Below are 17,933 nucleotides of genomic sequence, written 5' to 3' on the forward strand. Positions count from 1 at the left end.
GAGATGAACAGCATTCTGAAGTTACTGTCCCAGCGCCTGGCGCTTGGGCTGCTGTCGTTGTTCGCGGTATCGGTGATTATCTTCCTGGCAGTGGGTCTGCTGCCGGGGGATATCGCCCAGGCCATGCTCGGGCAGTCGGCAACCCCTGAGACCCTGGCGGCGTTCCGCACCCAACTGGGCCTGGACCAACCGCCATTCTGGCGTTTCGTGCACTGGATCGGCCATCTCCTGCGCGGCGACCTGGGAACGTCGCTGGCCAACCAACGGCCCATCGCCGAACTGGTCGGCGGTCGCCTGGGCAACACCCTGTGCCTGGCCGGCCTGGCGGCGCTGGTGTCGGTGCCCCTGGCGCTGTTGCTGGGGATGCTCGCCGCGCTGTACCGCAATTCGTGGTTCGACCGGTTGCTCAATACCCTGGCCCTGAGTGCGGTGTCGTTCCCCGAGTTCTTTGTCGCCTACCTGCTGATCCTGCTGTTCTCGGTCAAGCTGGGTTGGCTGCCGAGCCTGTCGAACCTGCCGCCGGATGCTTCCTTCGGCATGCTCCTGGAGCGCTCGGTGCTGCCGGTGGCGACCCTGAGCCTGGTGGTGGTCGCGCAGATGATGCGCATGACCCGCGCCGCGCTGATCAACCTGCTGGCCAGCCCCTATATCGAAATGGCCCGGCTCAAGGGCATTAGCCAGGGCCGGATCATCTTTCGCCACGCCTTGCCCAATGCCCTGGCGCCCATCGTCAACGTGGTCGCGCTGAACCTGGCGTACCTGGTGGTGGGTGTGGTGGTGGTCGAAGTGGTGTTCGTCTATCCGGGCCTGGGGCAATTGCTGGTGGACTCGGTGGCCAAGCGCGATATCCCGGTGGTCCAGGCCTGCAGCCTGATCTTTGCCGCGACCTACATCGTGCTCAACACCCTGGCCGACGTGCTGTCCATCGCCAGCAACCCACGCCTGATGCATCCGAAGGGGTAGCCCATGAAATCCGTGTTCAAAGAGCTGGTCCACGCGCCCTGGAGCGCAAAATTCGGCTTCTGCGTGATCATCCTGTATGTCGCGGTGGCGCTGCTGGCCCCGCACCTGGCGCCCTACGGGGAAACCCAGGTGGTCGGCGACGGCTTCGCCGCCTGGGGCGCGCAGTTTCCGCTGGGTACCGACAACCTCGGGCGCGACATGCTCAGCCGCCTGCTCTATGGCGCCCGCAATACCGTGGGCATTGCCTTTCTCACCACAATGCTGGCGTTTCTGCTGGGCGGCCTGGCCGGCCTGATCGCGGCGCTCAAGGGCGGTTGGGTCGACATGGGCCTGTCGCGACTGGTGGACATCCTCATGGCGATTCCGCAACTGATCTTCGCCTTGCTGATCCTCAGCGTGGTGGGCACTACCGCGACCTCGCTGGTGCTGGTGATCGCGCTGCTGGATTCGACCCGGGTGTTCCGCCTGGCGCGGGCAGTGGCGATGAACGTGGTGGTCCAGGACTTTGTCGAGGCGGCCCGGCTGCGGGGCGAGGGCACGGTCTGGCTGGTGACCCGGGAGATCCTGCCCAACGCCGCCGCGCCGCTGATCGCCGAGTTCGGCCTGCGCTTCTGCTTCGTCTTCCTGTTTATCAGTGCGCTGTCGTTTCTCGGCCTGGGCATCCAGCCGCCGACCGCCGACTGGGGCAGCATGGTGCGCGACAACGCGGTGCTGATCACCTTCGGTGACCTCACGCCCTTGCTCCCGGCACTGGCGGTGGCGTTGCTCACGGTAGGGGTCAATTTTGTCGTCGACTGGATGCTCTATCGCTCCAGCGGGCTGAAGGAATGTTGAGCATGAACGCAGCGAACCCGAGCTTGTTGCAGATCCGCGACCTGCATATCGAAGGGTACTACGACGATGCCTGGCATCCGTTGGTGCAGGGCATCGACCTGACCCTGGCCCGGGGCGAGGTGCTGGGCCTGATCGGTGAATCCGGCGCGGGCAAGTCGACCCTGGGCCTCGCCGCCATGGGGTATACCCGCGACGGTTGCCGGATCACTGGCGGCTCGATTCATTTCGACGGCCTGGACCTGCGCCAGTGTTCCGCCGAGGCCCTGCGCAAACTGCGTGGCCTGCGCATCGCCTATGTGGCGCAGAGCGCGGCGGCCTCGTTCAACCCGGCGCAACGGCTGATCGACCAGCATGTGGAGACCGCCGTGATCAATGGCGGGATGAAACGCTCCGAGGCCGAAGCCCAGGCGGTGGAGCTCTATCGTGTGCTACGTCTGCCGAATCCGGAAAGCATTGGTCAGCGTTATCCGCACCAGGTTTCCGGCGGCCAGTTGCAACGGGCGATGACCGCCATGGCCATGGCCTGCCAGCCGGACCTGATCATCTTCGACGAGCCGACCACGGCCCTCGACGTCACCACCCAGATCGAAGTGCTGGCGGCGATTCGCGATGCGGTGAAGCGCTTCGGCATGGCGGCGATCTACATCACCCATGACCTGGCGGTGGTCTCGCAGATGGCCGACCGGATCATGGTGCTGCGCCATGGCAAGCGGGTGGAGGAGGCGGCGACCCGGCAGATGCTCCAGGCGCCGACCCAGGACTACACCAAGTCGCTGTGGGCGGTGCGCTGTTTCCGTACCGACCCCAAGGGCCGGCCGGAGCAGGGTGGGCCTTTGCTCGAAGTGCGTAACGCTTCGGCCAGCTACAGCCAGCAGCCGGTGCTGCACGATGTCTCGATGCGTCTCTATCGGGGCCAGACCCTGGCGGTGATCGGCGAGTCGGGCAGCGGCAAGAGCACCACGGCGCGACTGATTACCGGCCTGCTGCAACCGAGCAGCGGGCAGGTGCTGTTCGACGGTGAAGTCTTGCCGGCGGACTATCGCCGCCGCAGCAAGGCGCAATTGCGCAGCATCCAGATGATCTACCAGATCCCCGACACGGCCCTCAATCCACGTCAGCGTATCGTCGACATCATCGGCCGACCGCTGGCGTTCTACCTGGGACTCAAGGGCAAGGCCCTGCGTCAGCGGGTGGCCGAGTTGCTGGAGATGATCGAACTCGACCCGGGCAAGTTCATGGAGCGACTGCCGTCGGAGCTGTCCGGCGGGCAGAAGCAGCGGGTCTGCATCGCCCGGGCCCTGGCCGCCGAGCCGCAGGTGATCATCTGCGACGAGGTGACTTCGGCGTTGGACCAACTGGTGGCCGAGGGGATTCTCAAGTTGCTGGATCGGGTGCAGCGGCAATTGGGCGTGTCCTATCTGTTTATCACCCACGATGTGGCGACGGTGCGGGCGATTGCCGATGAGGTGGTGGTGATGCAGCGCGGGAAGGTGGTCGACGCCGGCGCCCGGGACGTGATCTTCACGCCGCCCCATCGCGACTACACCGGCCTGCTGTTTTCCTCGGAACCGGAGATGGACCCGGATTGGTTGGACCGGATTCTCCAGCAACGAGCGAGCGTCTGAGTAGACACCATTCTTCCGAACACCACTGTCCTGTAGGAGCAGGGCTTGTCGGGACGCCGCACCGCCGCGAAGGGGCCCTCGATATCGCTAAAAGCTTCGCGGGCAAGCCCTGCTCCTACAAGGTTATTTGACTTCAGAATCGTATAAGGACCCTTGATGAACGTACTGATCATCCACGCCCACCCCGAACCGCAATCCTTCACCGCCGCTCTACGTGACCAGGCCGTCGAGACCCTGCAAGCCCAAGGCCACCGCGTCCAGGTGTCCGACCTCTACGCCATGCACTGGAACCCGGTGGCCAGTGCCGCGGATTTCTCCGACCGGGACAACCCCGACTACCTGGTCTACGCCCTGGAACAACGCCTCGGCGTCAAGACCCAAAGCCTGGCACCGGACATCCAGGAAGAACTCGACAAACTGCTCTGGGCCGATCTGCTGATCCTCAACTTCCCGATCTACTGGTTCTCCGTGCCGGCCATTCTCAAGGGCTGGATCGACCGCGTGCTGGTCTCCGGTGTCTGCTACGGCGGCAAGCGTTTTTACGACCAAGGGGGGCTGGCGGGCAAGAAGGCGCTGGTCACCGTCACCCTCGGCGGCCGTGAACACATGTTCGGCGAAGGCGCGATCCATGGCCCGCTGGAAGACATGCTGCGCCCCTTGCTACGTGGCACCCTGGCCTATGTCGGTCTCGACGTGCTGCCACCCTTCGTGGCCTGGCACGTGCCCTATATCAGTGCCGAGGCTCGCGAGCAATTCCGGGTCGGTTACCATGAGCGCCTGGAAAACCTCGAACAGGACAGTCCCCTGGTCTTCCCGCGCTTGTCACAGTTTGACGAGGCGCTGTATCCCATCCGCTGACCGCACGCTGTACAGTCAGCCATCGACGTTGAAGAGGGCAGGAGCACTATGGCCGAGGAAACGCGTTTTCTGCGTATGGACCCTGAATTGCGCAAGGCCAATCTGGTGGCGGCGACTTTGCGCTGCCTGAAGAAGTACGGCTTTGTCGGCACCTCGATCCGCAAGATCTGCGCCGAGGCCGGGGTGTCGGTGGGCTTGATCAGCCATCACTACTCCGGCAAGGACGAACTGGTGGCCGATGCCTACCTGCATATCACCGGGCAGGTCATGAGCCTGCTGCGTGAGTCGGTGGCGAAGGCGGGCAGCGGCGCCCGCCGGCACCTGTCGGCGTTTTTCGAGGCGTCGTTTTCCGAAGGCATGCTCGACCCTGAACTGCTTGAAGCCTGGCTGGCGTTCTGGGGCGCGGTGAAAACCGCCGAGGCCATCAACCGCGCCCACGATCACTCCTATGGCGAGTACCGCACCATCATGGGCAAGGCCCTGACCCTGCTGGCCGAGGAGGAGGGCTGGAGCGGTTTCGACAGCGGCCTGGCGGCCATCGGCCTGAGCGCCTTGCTCGACGGCCTGTGGCTGGAATGCGGGCTCAACCCCAGCACCTTCACCCCGGCCCAGGGCGTGCAGATCTGCGAAGCCTGGGTCGATGGCCTGCAAATGGGCGGCTACCGACGTTTCATCTCCTAGGGGCTTGCGGCTTGTTGATCAACTGTTCAGCAATCGCTACAGTGCATCGCAAATTCCTACCGCTTCGCATAATTCCAAGAATCGGCCGCTCGCGGCACGAACAGGAGCCAGGTAATGAAGGTGATGCCGCGCGTGCTGATCGTCGAGGACGATCCGCTGATCCGTGAACAGCTGGAGGCGTGTCTGACCCAGGATGGGTATGAAGTCCATTGCGTCGAGTCGGCCGAGCAGGCCGAGGCCTGTCTGAGCCGCTTCGCGGTGTCGCTGGTCCTGCTCGATGTGCAGTTGCCGGGCGCGGACAGCCTGCACCTGACCCGCCAATGGCGTGGGCGCTCTGAGGTCGGGATCATCCTGATCGGCGGGCGCAACGACGATGCCGAGCGGATCGCCGCTCTGGAATGCGGTGCCGACGACTACCTGGATACGCCCCTGAATCCCCGCGAGCTGGTTTCCCGCGCCCGCAACCTGACGCGCCGGGTGTCTCACCTGCAACCGGCCACGCCGGCGCTGCCCAGCCCGCACCTCAAGCATTTCGCCGACTGGACCCTGGACGCCGACCGCCGTCGCCTGAAGGCCTGCGACGGCCGTGAAACCCTGCTCAGCCACGGCGAGTTCCAGTTGCTCAACGTGTTCATGCGCAACACTGGCCATACGCTGAGCCGCGATCAGTTGATGGAGCAATTGCGCAACCGTGAATGGCTGCCCAGCGATCGCTCCATCGATGTCCTGGTCGGGCGTCTGCGACGCAAGCTCCATGACGACCCGGCCGCGCCGGAACTGATCATGACCATCCATGGCGCGGGCTACCTGTTTACCGCCCGGACCTCAAGGGCGGCTTGAATCAGACGCTGGTGGATTCGACCAGACGCGTCAGCCCCACCTCCTGGACCAGTGCCTGGGTCAGCTCGTCGATACTGGCGAACAGTCGTGCGTCGTTGAATCCCCAGCGCTGGTGAACGATATAGAACTTGCCGGTGTTCCTGTCGGTTCGGATGACCGTCGTGACCAGGGATCGATCCTTGGAGCGATTGATCAGTACAGGTCCTTGCGGAGACGTTTCGACCGTGAACATACCCGCGCGACTGAGTTGCGGATGGGTGTCGAGCTTGGGCTGGCGCAGGTAGGTGACGGTGTTGAGCTCGACCACCTGCCTCATATTGCCTTGCCTGAGTCCCCATATCAGGTCGTCGATGCTGCTGTATTTGATTTCTCGGATATTGAGGTTTATAGGGGCCTCGAGATGGAATACATCGTGTGAACCGTCGGCAGGCCGACTCCGTGTCACCGGCTGCTCCGTCGTCACCAGCTGGCGGTTGGGGTGCTGGGGATCGACCGGCCGGTAGACGAGCGTGTACTGATCGCCGCTTTGTTCGATCAGGAAATCCCCCTGCCGGACCAGTAGCCCCCTGTGAGGCTTGCTGACTTGTGGCAGCGCTTGGGGCGCCACGTTCACTTCCAGCTTCGCATCGGCTTGGACGAACTGAATATCACGTGCATATTGGCCTTGGGTGAACTCTCCCGGATCACGCAGGACACGCAGCGGCAAGGGTTGCCCGCCGACGTCGACGGTCCGCAGGTTGACTGCCCCCAACAGGTCGGCCAGGCCCGTCTCGCCGTGTACGCCGCTGGCATGTGAATCCTGGCTCAGGGCAATCCAGCGATGCGGGCCTTGCTGCAGTTGGTCCGCATTGATCACTTGGCGGGCATAGTATTTCAGGGCCCTGGCCCGATCCGGGCTGTAGTTGCGCAGGCCTTGGCGGTAACTGGCGGCGCAGTCGATCGCCTGGACGCGAATGCCATTGGCATGTGCGCTGTTAATTACCTCATGCAAGGCATGGGGGCCGCTCGGGTCGATGTGATGTTCGATATCTTGCCGTCTCAGGGTGTCCCTCAGGCGTTGGGACATGACGCCGCTACGATGGAAGTTGTTGAGATGAACCTGATCGAAGTCCGTCAGGAGGTTTTCCATGTACAGGGTCTTGACCTGGTGTTCCGTGGCAAGCGACTGCATGTTGTCGATCAGGAACTGGCGGCCGCTCCTTGCCTGGTAGGGTGCACCGAGGACAATACCGTTCCCGTTCCGATAGCCACGCTCGATCAGTTGTGTCGCCAGCGCGGCGTCCAGCAGGTCGGGCGCCAGTGTCCTGGCCACGGGGGGCGGGTTTTCGGCGAAGAAACTTTGGGCGTCTTCAAGCATCCGTTTTGAGAGTGAGTACACGTGAGGGGCGGCCTGGCGCTCCAGTGCGGAAGCAGCCGGAGAGACCCAGGTGGGATCAAGCGTTCTGGTGGTCGTGCGAATCAGCTCTTCGAGCGTGTTCCGGTAGGTGGCCGGGATCTCATAACGTGCGGTGCCGACCGTCTCGGGTGCGCCGCCCAACAGGCGACTCCTGGGCAAGGCCTGCCAATGGCTGCCGACCTTGACGAGCTCGATGTCTTCCGCCCAGTGGTGTTTCTTGAGGACGTATCGCTTGCCGTCCCGGGAGCCGGTGCGGTACCACTTGCCTTCCAGTTTCACGTACTGGTCCTGGCGTGCCGTACGGTCGACGAACAGTCCGTCGCGGCTATAGTTCAGCTCCGGCGGTGTGTGGATTTCATAGTCCTTGAGGTCCGCGGCCAGGGACCTGAGGGACGTCGCCGTCGAAGGCTCCGCGGTCAGCAGCGATTGCCGGCCGCCGTCCAGGCTGACCCGGCTGGTCTTGACCAGGCGGGAAGTCTTCTCGCCGGGAAGCGGCCGTATCTGCCGCAACGCGGGTTTGATCAGTTGCAGCGGGAAGGGCGCCACGGCGTCAAGGAGCGTCTGGATCAGAGCCTCCTCGGCTTCCTGATGATGACCCAGGGCAAGTGCCTGGCCGAAGTTGGCCAGGCCGTACAGACCACGCAACAGGTAGACCGGCAGGCTGAGCTGCAAGGAGGCGCCGCCGAGGACGAACTCCAGGGCGAAGCGCGATCCCGCATTGATCCAGTACCAGAGCGTGTCACGGCCCAACCGTTGGTTGCTGGCCGCGAAGTACTCCACGCTGTTGATCAGATGCCAGGCCCTGGCGTCGTACAGCGTGGTGAACAGGTCGCCTTCGATGGGAAAATAGCGGACCAGCGGAAATTGCCGCGCGAACAACTTGGCCGGATCCCACTGTTCGTTCCGCGCGGCCCGTGCGATGCAATAGTTCTTCCAGTCTTGCTGGTGCAGCAACGTTTTGATCGCCTCTGCATCCGCCAGCTCGCGCCAGGCTTTGCCATCGGGACCTTGTGGCGTGTAGAGCAGCAGGGTGCTGGCGGGAGCGTCGGTGCTGATGACCAGCACCTCGTCGAGACTCATGCCGTTGCGTGTCGGGTCCGTGCCGCCAAGCATCAGGTAGTTGGCATGGACCCTGTAGCCGTCCAGCAGCGGGCGGCGCTGTGCCGACGGGTACTTGAGCAGATGTTCGATACGCCGGTAGCCACGCTCCAGGGCGCTGTCCTTGGGATCGAGAAAATCTCCGCTCAGACGTGCGACATAGGCCTGCAGCTTCATCCGCGCCCGTTGCCCTTCGAGCCAGGTTGCACGCAGCGATGCCTGGTCCGGGCCGAGCAGTTGCTGTTCGAGCAACGTCTTGTACTGGCCAGGCGCGTCCACGGCACTGACGATAGCCTGTATCTGCTTGTCCGACAGGCTGAGTGTGGGCCCGCTCGGGTTGCTGATCTGGGCCTTGAAACTGACCGATTCGCCCAGGCGCACGCCCTTGATGTTTTCCAGCGCCAGGGCCGTCAACGACAGCGTGCGCGGAGGGCGTAGCCGATCGACTGGCGGTTGGCTTTGCCAGGCCGGGCTCAGGTGATGGGTGATGCGAGTGACCTGCACCACGATGCTGTCAGGGTGGCTCAGGATCTGCGGATAGTGCTGTTGCAGATGGGTTTTCAGCAGGTCGGCCGCATAGGCCTTCAGGACCGGCAGGTCGCTGAGCGAAGCGGGGACCGGGTTGGCTTCCAGGGTCGGCCGCCACAAGGTGGCGAGCTGGGTCTGTTCGTCCGGGCTGATGCTGTTGATGCGGCTCAACAGGTCGCTGAACATCAGGTCACGATTGCGTCGCCTGAGGACCGGGACGATATCCAGCAGCCTGGCGAGGCTGATGGAACCGTCCACTTGCCGGGTGAACTCGTTGACGTCGTTGTGCAGGCCCGGAGCGCCGATGGCGAAGCGCCAGGTATCGGTGAAATCCTCCTTCTGCTTGGTGAGCAGCCCGTCCACCAGGAGCTGGAAGGGATCGCCCTCTTCGAGCCGGTAGTCGAACAGTGCACCGCGCTCGGCAGCGCTCGCGGGACGCCAGGTGCGCTGGCGCTGCGGTAGCAGATCGAGTAGCGATTCACGTTCGATATCGTCATCGAGGCGCTGGGTCAGGTTCTTCCTCAGTGCCTGCAACGAAGCGAACTGCTCCAGGCCACGGCCGATCTGATAGAGCAATGCCGGTAGTTTGTAAGTGTCCTCATCGGGGCTGCGGGTGATGACCAGGCAGCCTTGCAGAATCAGGTTCTGCGGTTGCAGGGCGATCCGGTAGACGTGGACCGGTCCGCCCTGGGGGAAATGTTTCAGGCGTTGCTTGTGAGTGGGATGGTCCAGCACCCGCTCCAAGTCCTCCCGGTTGCTTTTATCCAGGTTCAGATCCAGTTCGCGCAACTGCGCTTCCAGACGAATCTGGGTCTGCAGGTTTTCCCGCAGCAGCGGCGCGGCGCTGGTCCAGAAGCTGTCGATGTTTGCGCTAAAGCGTGTGTCGAAACCAAGGCCCGCATCCTCCAGGGTTTTTCCGAAGCGTGCGATGTCCAGGCCGCTCAGTTGCTGTGCGTCGTAGGCGTCGGTGGCGTTGGCGTAGAAGCCGCTCGTGGCCGGGTCGAAGGTCAGGACATTGCCGGCCAGGTGCCGGGTAAACACCTCCGTCAGCGTGTGCGACTGGCTGACAGCACGATAGCGGACCTGTTCTCCGCGCTCACCGCTGTCCGACAGGGGCCAGTACAGGGTTTCCTCGTAGGTGTTGAGGAAGATCCCGTCGGGATCTTGCGAACTGGCCTGGGGGAAGTCACGTAGCAGTTGCCGGCCCAGGATCAGGGCGGCGAACCAGCGGAAATTAGGCTGCTGGCGCGCCAGCAACAGGGTCCGTTCGTTGGTGGCGGCCAGGGCATCGAAGGCTTCCCGCTGGCCCTGGGCCAGTTGGTCGGGGGCGGCGAAGCTGGCGGGTGAGTCCTGCTGGTAGCCGTTGCCGTTGGAAAGACGTTGCGATGGTTCCATGGGGGAGAGTCCTAGCAAGGCGCGTAGATGGGCGCGTGAAAGAGGAGGGTGTTGGCGCAGCAGGCGCTGAATGGCCTCGCGGTCCGTCAGCCCGAGCGGGTTGCGCAGGGTGTCGGGCAGGGTCGCCAGGACCGCCGGCAGGTCGGGCTTGGGTTCTTGCGCCGGACCTTCGGCGGTATGCAGGGTGAAGCCGTCCGTGTGGCGCAGGAGGGTGTGGATCTGTTGTGCCTGCGGGTCGCCGACGCCGGCAAGCAGGGCGCCGTCCGGCTCCTGCTCGCGCAGTTCCAGGCGCACACCGCTCGACGGCCAGTCCGGCAAGGTGGCCAGGGTGTGCAACAGCAGCCGGTGAGTGTCGTCGTTGTGCTGCCGGCTCCGCAGAAAGAGGCCTTCATAGGCCTGGCTCAGGCGCTCCTCCTGCAGATACCAGTGGGCGTCGAGCATCTGCCGCTCGCTCAGTTCGCCCTCGGACAGCTTCAGCGACTGAAGGTCATGCTCGCTCGAGTTGGCGAGCAGTTCGTGGGCCGCCGCCCAGGAAAGCCGGGGGATTCGGCTACGCAGCAGAGTCACTAGCGGATCACGGGATTGCTGCCTGAAGGCATGGAGGTTGTCGAACAGTTCCCCTCGGCGAGAGGACAGTAGAGGGGCGGCCTTGCGCTTGAGCGCCGATAGCTGAGTCTCGAGGGGCGCGTACTGCGCGCCCAGCAGTGATGCTCTCTGTGCCGGGCTCATGTGTTGCAGGACGCGGCTCCACAGCGTGCCATCGAGCACCTGGGCCCGGCTGACACGCACCCTCGGCAGGCTGGGCGAGAGGTCGGGGCCGTACTCGGCGGCCGCCGAGTCCCCGGGTGGGTCGTACACCTGCAGCACACTCGTCGTTGGCCAGATCAGTTCCAGGCTGACCAGTTGCAACTGCCAATACAGGGGCGTCACCGCAGAGAGGGGGGAGTCATGGCTCAGCCCGTCGATAAAGGTCTGTATCTCCTGCTCCAGCTCGAAGCGCGCGCGGGTGTCGAGCAGCAGCGCCGGTACCTGTCGGGATTCGGCGTAGGCGGCGCGCAAGGCAGGGGTGTCGATACCGCTGACCAGGCGAATGCGTAAGGCGGTCTCGATGGGCAGGTCGTTGAGAAAATGCTCGATGGCCTGTTCCAGTGAAACCGGCGCGGCGGTGCTTGCGGGGGGATCGGTCGAGGTGATGGGAGGGGTCATGCTGAGCATCCTTGTCGTTGCGTGATGGCCGTTATTCAACGCGCAAGCCGAAGGCGGGGGGTGGTAATTAAAGCTGAGGACAGGGATGTTCAAAGATGTAACAGGTCTGTGTCGGGAGAAGCCAGGGACGGACTTATTGTTTTTCAAAACAATAAGTTGAGTGATTTTTATGGATTTTTTGGAGACGTCTCGAAAGGATTGTCATGCTATTGAACAAGTGTTTAATATCGTCGGGCGGTCCCCTATCACTCCATAACAACAAGACGAGGGCTAGCATGAGCTCCCAATCGACCCAGCAAGCTTCTTCCACCACGCTCACCGGCGGCCAGGCCCTGGTGCGCCTGCTGGCCCATTATGGTGTCGACACGGTGTTCGGCATTCCCGGCGTGCACACCCTGGAGCTGTATCGCGGCCTGCCCGGCAGTGGCATCCGCCATGTGCTGACTCGTCACGAGCAGGGCGCCGGTTTCATGGCCGATGGTTATGCCCGGGTCAGCGGCAAACCCGGGGTCTGCTTCATCATCACCGGCCCCGGCGTGACCAACGCCGCGACCGCCATCGGCCAGGCCTACGCCGACTCGATTCCGCTGCTGGTGATTTCCAGCGTCAACCACACCGCCAGCCTGGGCAAGGGCTGGGGTTGCCTGCACGAGACCCAGGACCAGCGGGCGATCACCGCGCCCATCACGGCGTTTTCGGCGGTGGCCCTGAGCACCGACGACCTGCCGGAACTGATCGCCCGTGCCTTCGCCGTGTTCGACAGCGAGCGGCCACGGCCGGTGCATATTTCGGTGCCGCTGGATGTGCTGGCCGGGCCGATCAGCCGTGACTGGAGCGGTGAAGTGGTGCGTCGCCCCGGACGTGGACTGCCGAGTGTGCAGGCCCTGGAAGAGGCTGCCCGCCGGTTGCAGCAGGCCAAACGGCCGATGATTATCGCCGGGGGTGGTGCGCTGGCCGCCGGGGCCGAGTTGCAGGCCATGAGCGAACGCCTGGCCGCGCCGCTGTTCACCAGTGTTGCCGGTAAAGGTTTGCTGGCCCCGGATGCGCCGTTGAATGCCGGCTCGAGCCTGTGCGTCGAGCCCGGTTGGGAACTGATCGCGCAAGCCGATGTGGTGCTCGCGGTCGGTACCGAGATGGCCGATACCGATTATTGGCGTGAACGTCTGCCGTTGAGCGGCGAGGTGATCCGGGTCGATATCGACTCGCGCAAATTCAACGACTTTTATCCCTGTGCCGTGGCGTTGCAGGGGGATGCGCAGCAGACCCTGGCTGACTTGCTCGAGCGCCTGCCGGCGCAGGCCCGGGATTCCCATGAATCGGTCAAGGCAGTGGCGGCCTTGCGCGCGGCTGTGCGCGCCGGCCACGGTCCGTTGCAGACGATCCATCAGCAGATTCTCGATCGCATCGCGGCGGTGATGCCGGCCAATACCTGTATCAGCAGCGACATGACTCAACTGGCGTACACGGGCAACTACGCCTTTGCCAGCCGGGCCCCGCGCAGTTGGTTGCATCCCACCGGCTACGGCACCCTGGGTTATGGACTGCCGGCGGGGATCGGGGCCAAGTTCGGTGCCCCGCAACGGCCAGGTTTGGTGCTGGTGGGCGACGGCGGTTTTCTCTACACGGTTCAGGAACTGGCGACGGCGGTCGAGGAGTTGGACAGCCCGCTGGTGGTGCTGCTGTGGAACAACGATGCCCTTGGGCAGATCCGTGACGACATGCTCAGCCTGGATATCGAGCCGGTGGGGGTGTTGCCGCGCAATCCGGATTTCGCCCTGCTGGCCCGGGCGTTTGGTTGCCGCGTGTGTGAGCCGCAGAGCCTGGATGAACTGGAGCGTGATCTGCGGACGGGTTTTGGCCATGCCGGTGTGACCCTGATCGAACTGAAGCACGCCTGCGCTCGTTGAAACTCCACCTGTAAACCACATCCCCCTGATGATGGAAAACAATAACAATGACCACCTACACCCATCTTTATATCAACGGCGACTGGGTCGTCCCCCATGGCAGCGGCGTCGCCGAAGTGATCAACCCGGCCACCGAAACCGTCACCGGACAAGTCCCCCTCGGCGATGAACGTGACGTCGAACGCGCTGTCACTGCAGCGCGCCGGGCCTTTTCCAACTGGTCGCGAACCCCGGCCAGTGAGCGTGCCGGCTATATCCGCGCCCTGGGCCAGCAACTCAAGGCCCGCGCGGGAGAAATGGCCGCGCTGATCACCGCCGAACTCGGCATGCCGGTGCAATGGTGCCAGTCGGTCCAGGTCGACGGTCCGCTGGAAGGCCTGCTCAGCTACGCCGAAATCGCCGCCCTGATGGAGCAGCAACGCGAAGTCGGCAACTCCCTGGTGATTCGCGAGGCGGTGGGCGTCTGCGCTTTTATCAACCCGTGGAATTACCCGCTGCATCAACTGATCGGCAAGCTCGCACCGGCCCTCGCGGCAGGCTGCACGGTGGTGGTCAAGCCGAGCCAGGAAACCCCGCTGCATGCTTTCCTGCTGGCCGAAATGATCGACGCCATCGGCCTGCCGGCCGGGGTCTTCAACCTGGTCAGCGGCCCTGGCGCCAAGGTCGGCGAAGCCCTGGCCCGGCACCCGGACGTGGATATGGTCTCGTTCACCGGCTCGACCGCCGCCGGTGTAAGGGTGTCGATGGCCGCCGCACCGACGGTCAAGCGGGTGTGCCTGGAGCTGGGGGGCAAGTCACCGTTTCTGATCACCGCCGATGCCGACCTCGGCGCCGCCGTGCGCCATGGCGTGCAGGACGTGATGATCAACTCCGGGCAGACCTGCACCGCCTTGACCCGCATGCTGATTCCCCGCAGTCGCTACGCCGAGGCGCTGGAACTGGCGCGGGCCGAAAGCGAAAGCCTCAAGGTCGGCGATCCACTGGACCCACAGAGCTTTCTCGGACCCATGTGCTCGGCATCCCAGCGCCGCACCGTGCTCGATTACATCCGCGTCGGCCAGCAGGAGGGTGCCCGGCTGTTGAGTGGCGGTGCCGCGTTGCCAAGCGGACTGGAGCGCGGCTTCTACGTGCGCCCCACGCTGTTTGCCGAGGTCGATAACGGCATGCGCATCGCCCAGGAAGAGATCTTCGGCCCGGTGCTCTGCCTGGTGCCCTACGAAGACGAGGAACAGGCCGTGCGCCTGGCCAACGAATCACCCTTCGGTTTGTCCAGCGCGGTCTGGGCTGGCACCCCGGCCCGGGCCCTGGAACTGGCGCGCGGGTTGCGCGCCGGCCAGTGCTTCGTCAACGGCGCGGCCTTCAACTACCGCGCTCCGTTCGGTGGCTACAAGCAATCGGGCAATGGTCGTGAATGGGGTGAGGAAGGGCTGGCGGAATTCGTCGAAACCAAGGCGATCCAGTGCTGAAAAACGGCGCGACTGTCGTGAAAACGACCTGTTTGTGCTGAACACGAAGCTGACCGGTTTTTACTATTGAACGACTGTTCAGCTTCGTCTATGTTGGCTCCATCCCGGCGGGTTGCGGGCTTGCGTTTCTTCAAATTCGAACGAGGCACTGGCATGCGGTTTTCACCTTTTGTTGAGCGGATCTCGGGTGACGGTGTGGCCGCCTGGGACATTCATCACGCGGCGTTCGAAGCCCAGCGCCGTGGCGAGGATGTGATCATCCTCAGCGTCGGCGACCCGGACTTTCCCACCCCCGATTTCATTACCGAGGCGGCCATCCAGGCGCTTCGCGAAGGCGACACCCACTACACCGAAATCGCCGGTCGCCTGGCCTTGCGCGAAGCCATCGCCGCACGCTACAGCCAGCGCCTGGAGCGCCCGCTGCAAGCTGAAAACGTCATCACCGTGGCCGGTGCGCAAAATGCCTTGTTCATCACTTCGTTGTGCCTGCTCAGTGCCGGTGACGAGGTGATTGCCCTGGACCCGATGTACGTGACCTACGAGGCCACCCTCAAGGCCTCCGGCGCGACCCTGGTGCGGGTGCCGTGCGCGGCGGACGCCGGTTTTCGCCTCGATGCCGCGCGGTTGGCCAAGGCCATCACACCACGCACCCGGGCGATCTTTTTCTCCAACCCGAACAACCCCACCGGCGTGGTGCTCAGCCGCGAAGAGCTGCAAGGCATCGCTGACCTGGCCATCGCCCATGACCTCTGGGTGGTGGTCGACGAGGTCTATGAAAGCCTCGCGTTCGAGCGCGAGCATGTCAGCCTGGCGGCGCTGCCGGGCATGGCCGAACGCTGCGTGACCGTCGGCAGCCTGTCCAAGTCCCACGCCATGACCGGCTGGCGGATTGGCTGGATCATCGCCGACCCGGTCCTGGTCGCCCATGCCGAAAACCTGGTGTTGAGCATGCTTTACGGCTTGCCGGGGTTTGTCATGGAGGCCGCGCTCAAGGCGGTGCTGGCCCATGACGAAGTGACCCGGGGGATGAGCGAGATCTATCGGCGCCGCCGTGATCTGGTGGTGGCGGGTTTGTCCGATTGTCCGGGCATTACCGTACGCAAACCGGATGCCGGCATGTTCGTGCTGGTGGACGTGCGCGAGACCGGCCTGACCTCCCTGGAATTCGCCTGGCGGCTGTTTCGCGAAGCCGGGGTCTCGGTGCTCGATGCGGCGGCCTTCGGTGAACCGGCGCAAGGCTTTGTACGGATCTCCTTCACCCTCGGTGAAGAGCGCCTGGTCCAGGCCTGCCAGCGTATCCGCGAGTTTGTCCGGGTGCTCAAGGGCGAACCCCCGCGGCCGCTGATCAATGGCGTGACGGTTGACAGCGTCGCCGAGCCTGCCGCGACCAAGACCATGATCGAGGTCGACCGTCTGCACAAACGCTTCGGCAATATCGAGGTGCTCAAGGGCGTCTCCCTGACGGCCCGCGAGGGCGAGGTGATTTCGCTGATCGGCGCCAGCGGCTCGGGCAAGAGCACCTTGCTGCGCTGCATCAACATGCTCGAAGTGCCGGACCAGGGTCGCATCCTGGTGGACGGTGAAAGCATCCACCTGAATTTCGACCGCCCCGGCGCACCGCTGGTGGCCGACGCCAAGCAGCTGGTGCGCATTCGTTCCAGCCTGGGCATGGTGTTCCAGAACTTCAACCTCTGGCCCCATCGCACGGTGCTGGAAAACCTCATCGAGGCGCCGACCCAGGTCCTGCGCGAGAGTCGGGCCGAGGCCATTGAACGGGCCGAAGCCTTGCTTGAGCGCGTGGGCCTCGCGGCCAAGCGCAACGAGTACCCGGCGTTTCTCTCCGGGGGACAGCAACAACGGGTGGCCATCGCCCGGGCCCTGGCCATGCGGCCCAAGGTCATGCTGTTCGATGAACCCACCTCGGCACTCGACCCGGAACTGGTCGGGGAAGTGCTGCGGGTGATCCGCTCCCTCGCCGAAGAAGGCCGGACCATGATCCTGGTGACCCATGAGATGGCCTTCGCACGCGATGTCTCTTCCAAAGTCGCCTTTCTGCATCAAGGGCTGATCGAGGAAACCGGTTCGCCGGATGAAGTGTTCGTACACCCACGCAGCGAGCGTTGCCGACAATTCGTCAACGCTCATCAGACTCGCTAACGCAACATAAAAAGACGGGACAACATCATGGGAAATCGACGTTTGGCAAACTGGTTGACGGGCGTGGCCTGTGTCCTGCTGGCCGGCATGAGTGCGGCCCAGGCCGCGCCCATCCGCTTCGCGGTCGCGGCCGAACCCTATCCGCCGTACACCGAGAAACAGCCCAACGGTGAGTGGAAGGGTTTTGAAGTCGACCTGATCCACAAGCTGTGCAGTGAAATGAAAGCCGAGTGCGAGATCAAGGAAGTGGCCTGGGACGGGATCATCCCGTCGCTGCTGGCGAAGAAGATCGACGTGATCTTCTCCTCCATGTCGGTGACCGAGGAGCGTGAAAAGCAGATCGCCTTCAGCAAGGCCTACTACGACTCGGTGATCGCGATTGTCGGGCCCAAGGGCGCTTCGGTGAAGAAGTATCCGGATGACCTCAAGGGCAAGATCATCGGCGTGCAGAACTCCACCGTGAGCGCCAGCTACCTGAAGGCCTACTACGAGAAAATCGCCGACGTGAAGTACTACGACACCCAGGACTCGGCCAACGCCGACCTGATTGCCGGGCGTATCGACCTGATGATGGCGGACGGCACGGCCATGACGGCCTTCGTCAAGACCCCGGATGCCAAGGACCTGGCCTACCTGGGCGCGGTGCCCTATGACCCGATCTTCGGCAAGGGCGTGGGCGCCGGCCTGCGCAAGGAAGACACCGACCTCAAGGCGCGTCTCGACAAGGCGATCAAGACCTTGCTGGCGAGCAAGGACTACGACGATCTCTCCCAGAGCTACTTCGGTACCAGTGTGAAACCTGCGTTCTGACGGTGATGCTGTTCGGCCCGGGCTAAACACACAACCTACGGAAAACGCAGAACCTGTAGGAGCAGGGCTTGCCCGCGAAGGGGCCCTTGAGGGCGCCAGAAGCTTCGCGGGCAAGCCCTGCTCCTACAGACTGAGGTGGCGCTTTCAAGACCACCGACTGGAGAGCCAG

Annotated in this window: 11 protein-coding genes; 10 read left to right on the top strand and 1 reads right to left on the bottom strand. The window is 63.8% G+C overall.

Annotation, left to right across the window (positions count from 1 at the left end):
* The first annotated feature begins 3 nt into the window (after positions 1-3).
* The 6 genes from CWE01_RS26955 to CWE01_RS26980 all read left to right on the top strand — a co-directional run bounded on the left by CWE01_RS26955 (position 4) and on the right by CWE01_RS26980 (position 5,801).
* Positions 4-963, top strand: a complete 960-nt coding sequence (locus tag CWE01_RS26955; protein ID WP_100943603.1) for an ABC transporter permease — start codon at positions 4-6, stop codon at positions 961-963.
* A 3-nt stretch (positions 964-966) separates the two neighbouring features.
* A complete protein-coding gene (locus CWE01_RS26960) occupies positions 967-1,797 on the top strand; it encodes an ABC transporter permease (RefSeq protein ID WP_100943604.1) in 831 nt (276 codons plus the stop codon).
* 2 nt (positions 1,798-1,799) lie between these two features.
* Positions 1,800-3,422 (top strand): ABC transporter ATP-binding protein, encoded by a 1,623-nt coding sequence (locus CWE01_RS26965; protein WP_371917163.1) that lies wholly within the window; start codon positions 1,800-1,802, stop codon positions 3,420-3,422.
* Between the two features lie 156 nt (positions 3,423-3,578).
* Positions 3,579-4,280 carry an NAD(P)H-dependent oxidoreductase gene (locus tag CWE01_RS26970; RefSeq protein WP_100943606.1) on the top strand — a complete coding sequence of 234 codons (702 nt, stop codon included), beginning with the start codon at positions 3,579-3,581 and terminating at the stop codon, positions 4,278-4,280.
* Positions 4,281-4,328: 48 nt separating this feature from the next.
* Positions 4,329-4,961: a TetR family transcriptional regulator C-terminal domain-containing protein gene (locus tag CWE01_RS26975; protein WP_100943607.1), complete on the top strand. Its 633-nt coding sequence runs from the start codon at positions 4,329-4,331 to the stop codon at positions 4,959-4,961.
* A 120-nt stretch (positions 4,962-5,081) separates the two neighbouring features.
* Positions 5,082-5,801 (top strand): response regulator, encoded by a 720-nt coding sequence (locus CWE01_RS26980; protein ID WP_100943864.1) that lies wholly within the window; start codon positions 5,082-5,084, stop codon positions 5,799-5,801.
* A 1-nt stretch (position 5,802) separates the two neighbouring features.
* On the opposite strand, the gene CWE01_RS26985 is transcribed toward CWE01_RS26980, so the two are convergent.
* Positions 5,803-11,424, bottom strand: coding sequence for a membrane-targeted effector domain-containing toxin (locus tag CWE01_RS26985; RefSeq protein WP_100943608.1), 5,622 nt, complete (start codon positions 11,422-11,424; stop codon positions 5,803-5,805).
* Between the two features lie 275 nt (positions 11,425-11,699).
* Between CWE01_RS26985 and CWE01_RS26990 the strand changes: the two genes are divergently transcribed.
* The 4 genes from CWE01_RS26990 to CWE01_RS27005 all read left to right on the top strand — a co-directional run bounded on the left by CWE01_RS26990 (position 11,700) and on the right by CWE01_RS27005 (position 17,764).
* Positions 11,700-13,331, top strand: coding sequence for a 5-guanidino-2-oxopentanoate decarboxylase (locus CWE01_RS26990; protein WP_100943609.1), 1,632 nt, complete (start codon positions 11,700-11,702; stop codon positions 13,329-13,331).
* A 47-nt stretch (positions 13,332-13,378) separates the two neighbouring features.
* Positions 13,379-14,797, top strand: a complete 1,419-nt coding sequence (locus CWE01_RS26995) for an aldehyde dehydrogenase family protein (RefSeq protein WP_100943610.1) — start codon at positions 13,379-13,381, stop codon at positions 14,795-14,797.
* Positions 14,798-14,950: 153 nt separating this feature from the next.
* A complete protein-coding gene (locus CWE01_RS34080) occupies positions 14,951-16,954 on the top strand; it encodes an aminotransferase class I/II-fold pyridoxal phosphate-dependent enzyme (RefSeq protein ID WP_100943611.1) in 2,004 nt (667 codons plus the stop codon).
* A gap of 27 nt (positions 16,955-16,981) precedes the next feature.
* The gene (locus CWE01_RS27005) at positions 16,982-17,764 is read left to right on the top strand and encodes a transporter substrate-binding domain-containing protein (RefSeq protein ID WP_100943612.1); all 783 of its coding nucleotides are present in this window, start codon (positions 16,982-16,984) and stop codon (positions 17,762-17,764) included.
* Positions 17,765-17,933: the final 169 nt, after the last annotated feature.

Origin of the sequence: Pseudomonas sp. QS1027, from assembly GCF_002814235.1 — a bacterium.
Lineage (GTDB): Bacteria > Pseudomonadota > Gammaproteobacteria > Pseudomonadales > Pseudomonadaceae > Aquipseudomonas.

Excerpts from the sequence above, each read along its gene's own strand:
- CWE01_RS26955 (WP_100943603.1), top strand. The coding sequence starts at position 4 with ATGAACAGCATTCTGAAGTTACTGTCCCAGCGCCTGGCGCTTGGGCTG.
- CWE01_RS26960 (WP_100943604.1), top strand. The coding sequence starts at position 967 with ATGAAATCCGTGTTCAAAGAGCTGGTCCACGCGCCCTGGAGCGCAAAA.
- CWE01_RS26965 (WP_371917163.1), top strand. The coding sequence starts at position 1,800 with ATGAACGCAGCGAACCCGAGCTTGTTGCAGATCCGCGACCTGCATATC.
- CWE01_RS26970 (WP_100943606.1), top strand. The coding sequence starts at position 3,579 with ATGAACGTACTGATCATCCACGCCCACCCCGAACCGCAATCCTTCACC.
- CWE01_RS26975 (WP_100943607.1), top strand. The coding sequence starts at position 4,329 with ATGGCCGAGGAAACGCGTTTTCTGCGTATGGACCCTGAATTGCGCAAG.
- CWE01_RS26985 (WP_100943608.1), bottom strand. The coding sequence starts at position 11,424 with ATGACCCCTCCCATCACCTCGACCGATCCCCCCGCAAGCACCGCCGCG.
- CWE01_RS26990 (WP_100943609.1), top strand. The coding sequence starts at position 11,700 with ATGAGCTCCCAATCGACCCAGCAAGCTTCTTCCACCACGCTCACCGGC.
- CWE01_RS26995 (WP_100943610.1), top strand. The coding sequence starts at position 13,379 with ATGACCACCTACACCCATCTTTATATCAACGGCGACTGGGTCGTCCCC.
- CWE01_RS34080 (WP_100943611.1), top strand. The coding sequence starts at position 14,951 with ATGCGGTTTTCACCTTTTGTTGAGCGGATCTCGGGTGACGGTGTGGCC.
- CWE01_RS27005 (WP_100943612.1), top strand. The coding sequence starts at position 16,982 with ATGGGAAATCGACGTTTGGCAAACTGGTTGACGGGCGTGGCCTGTGTC.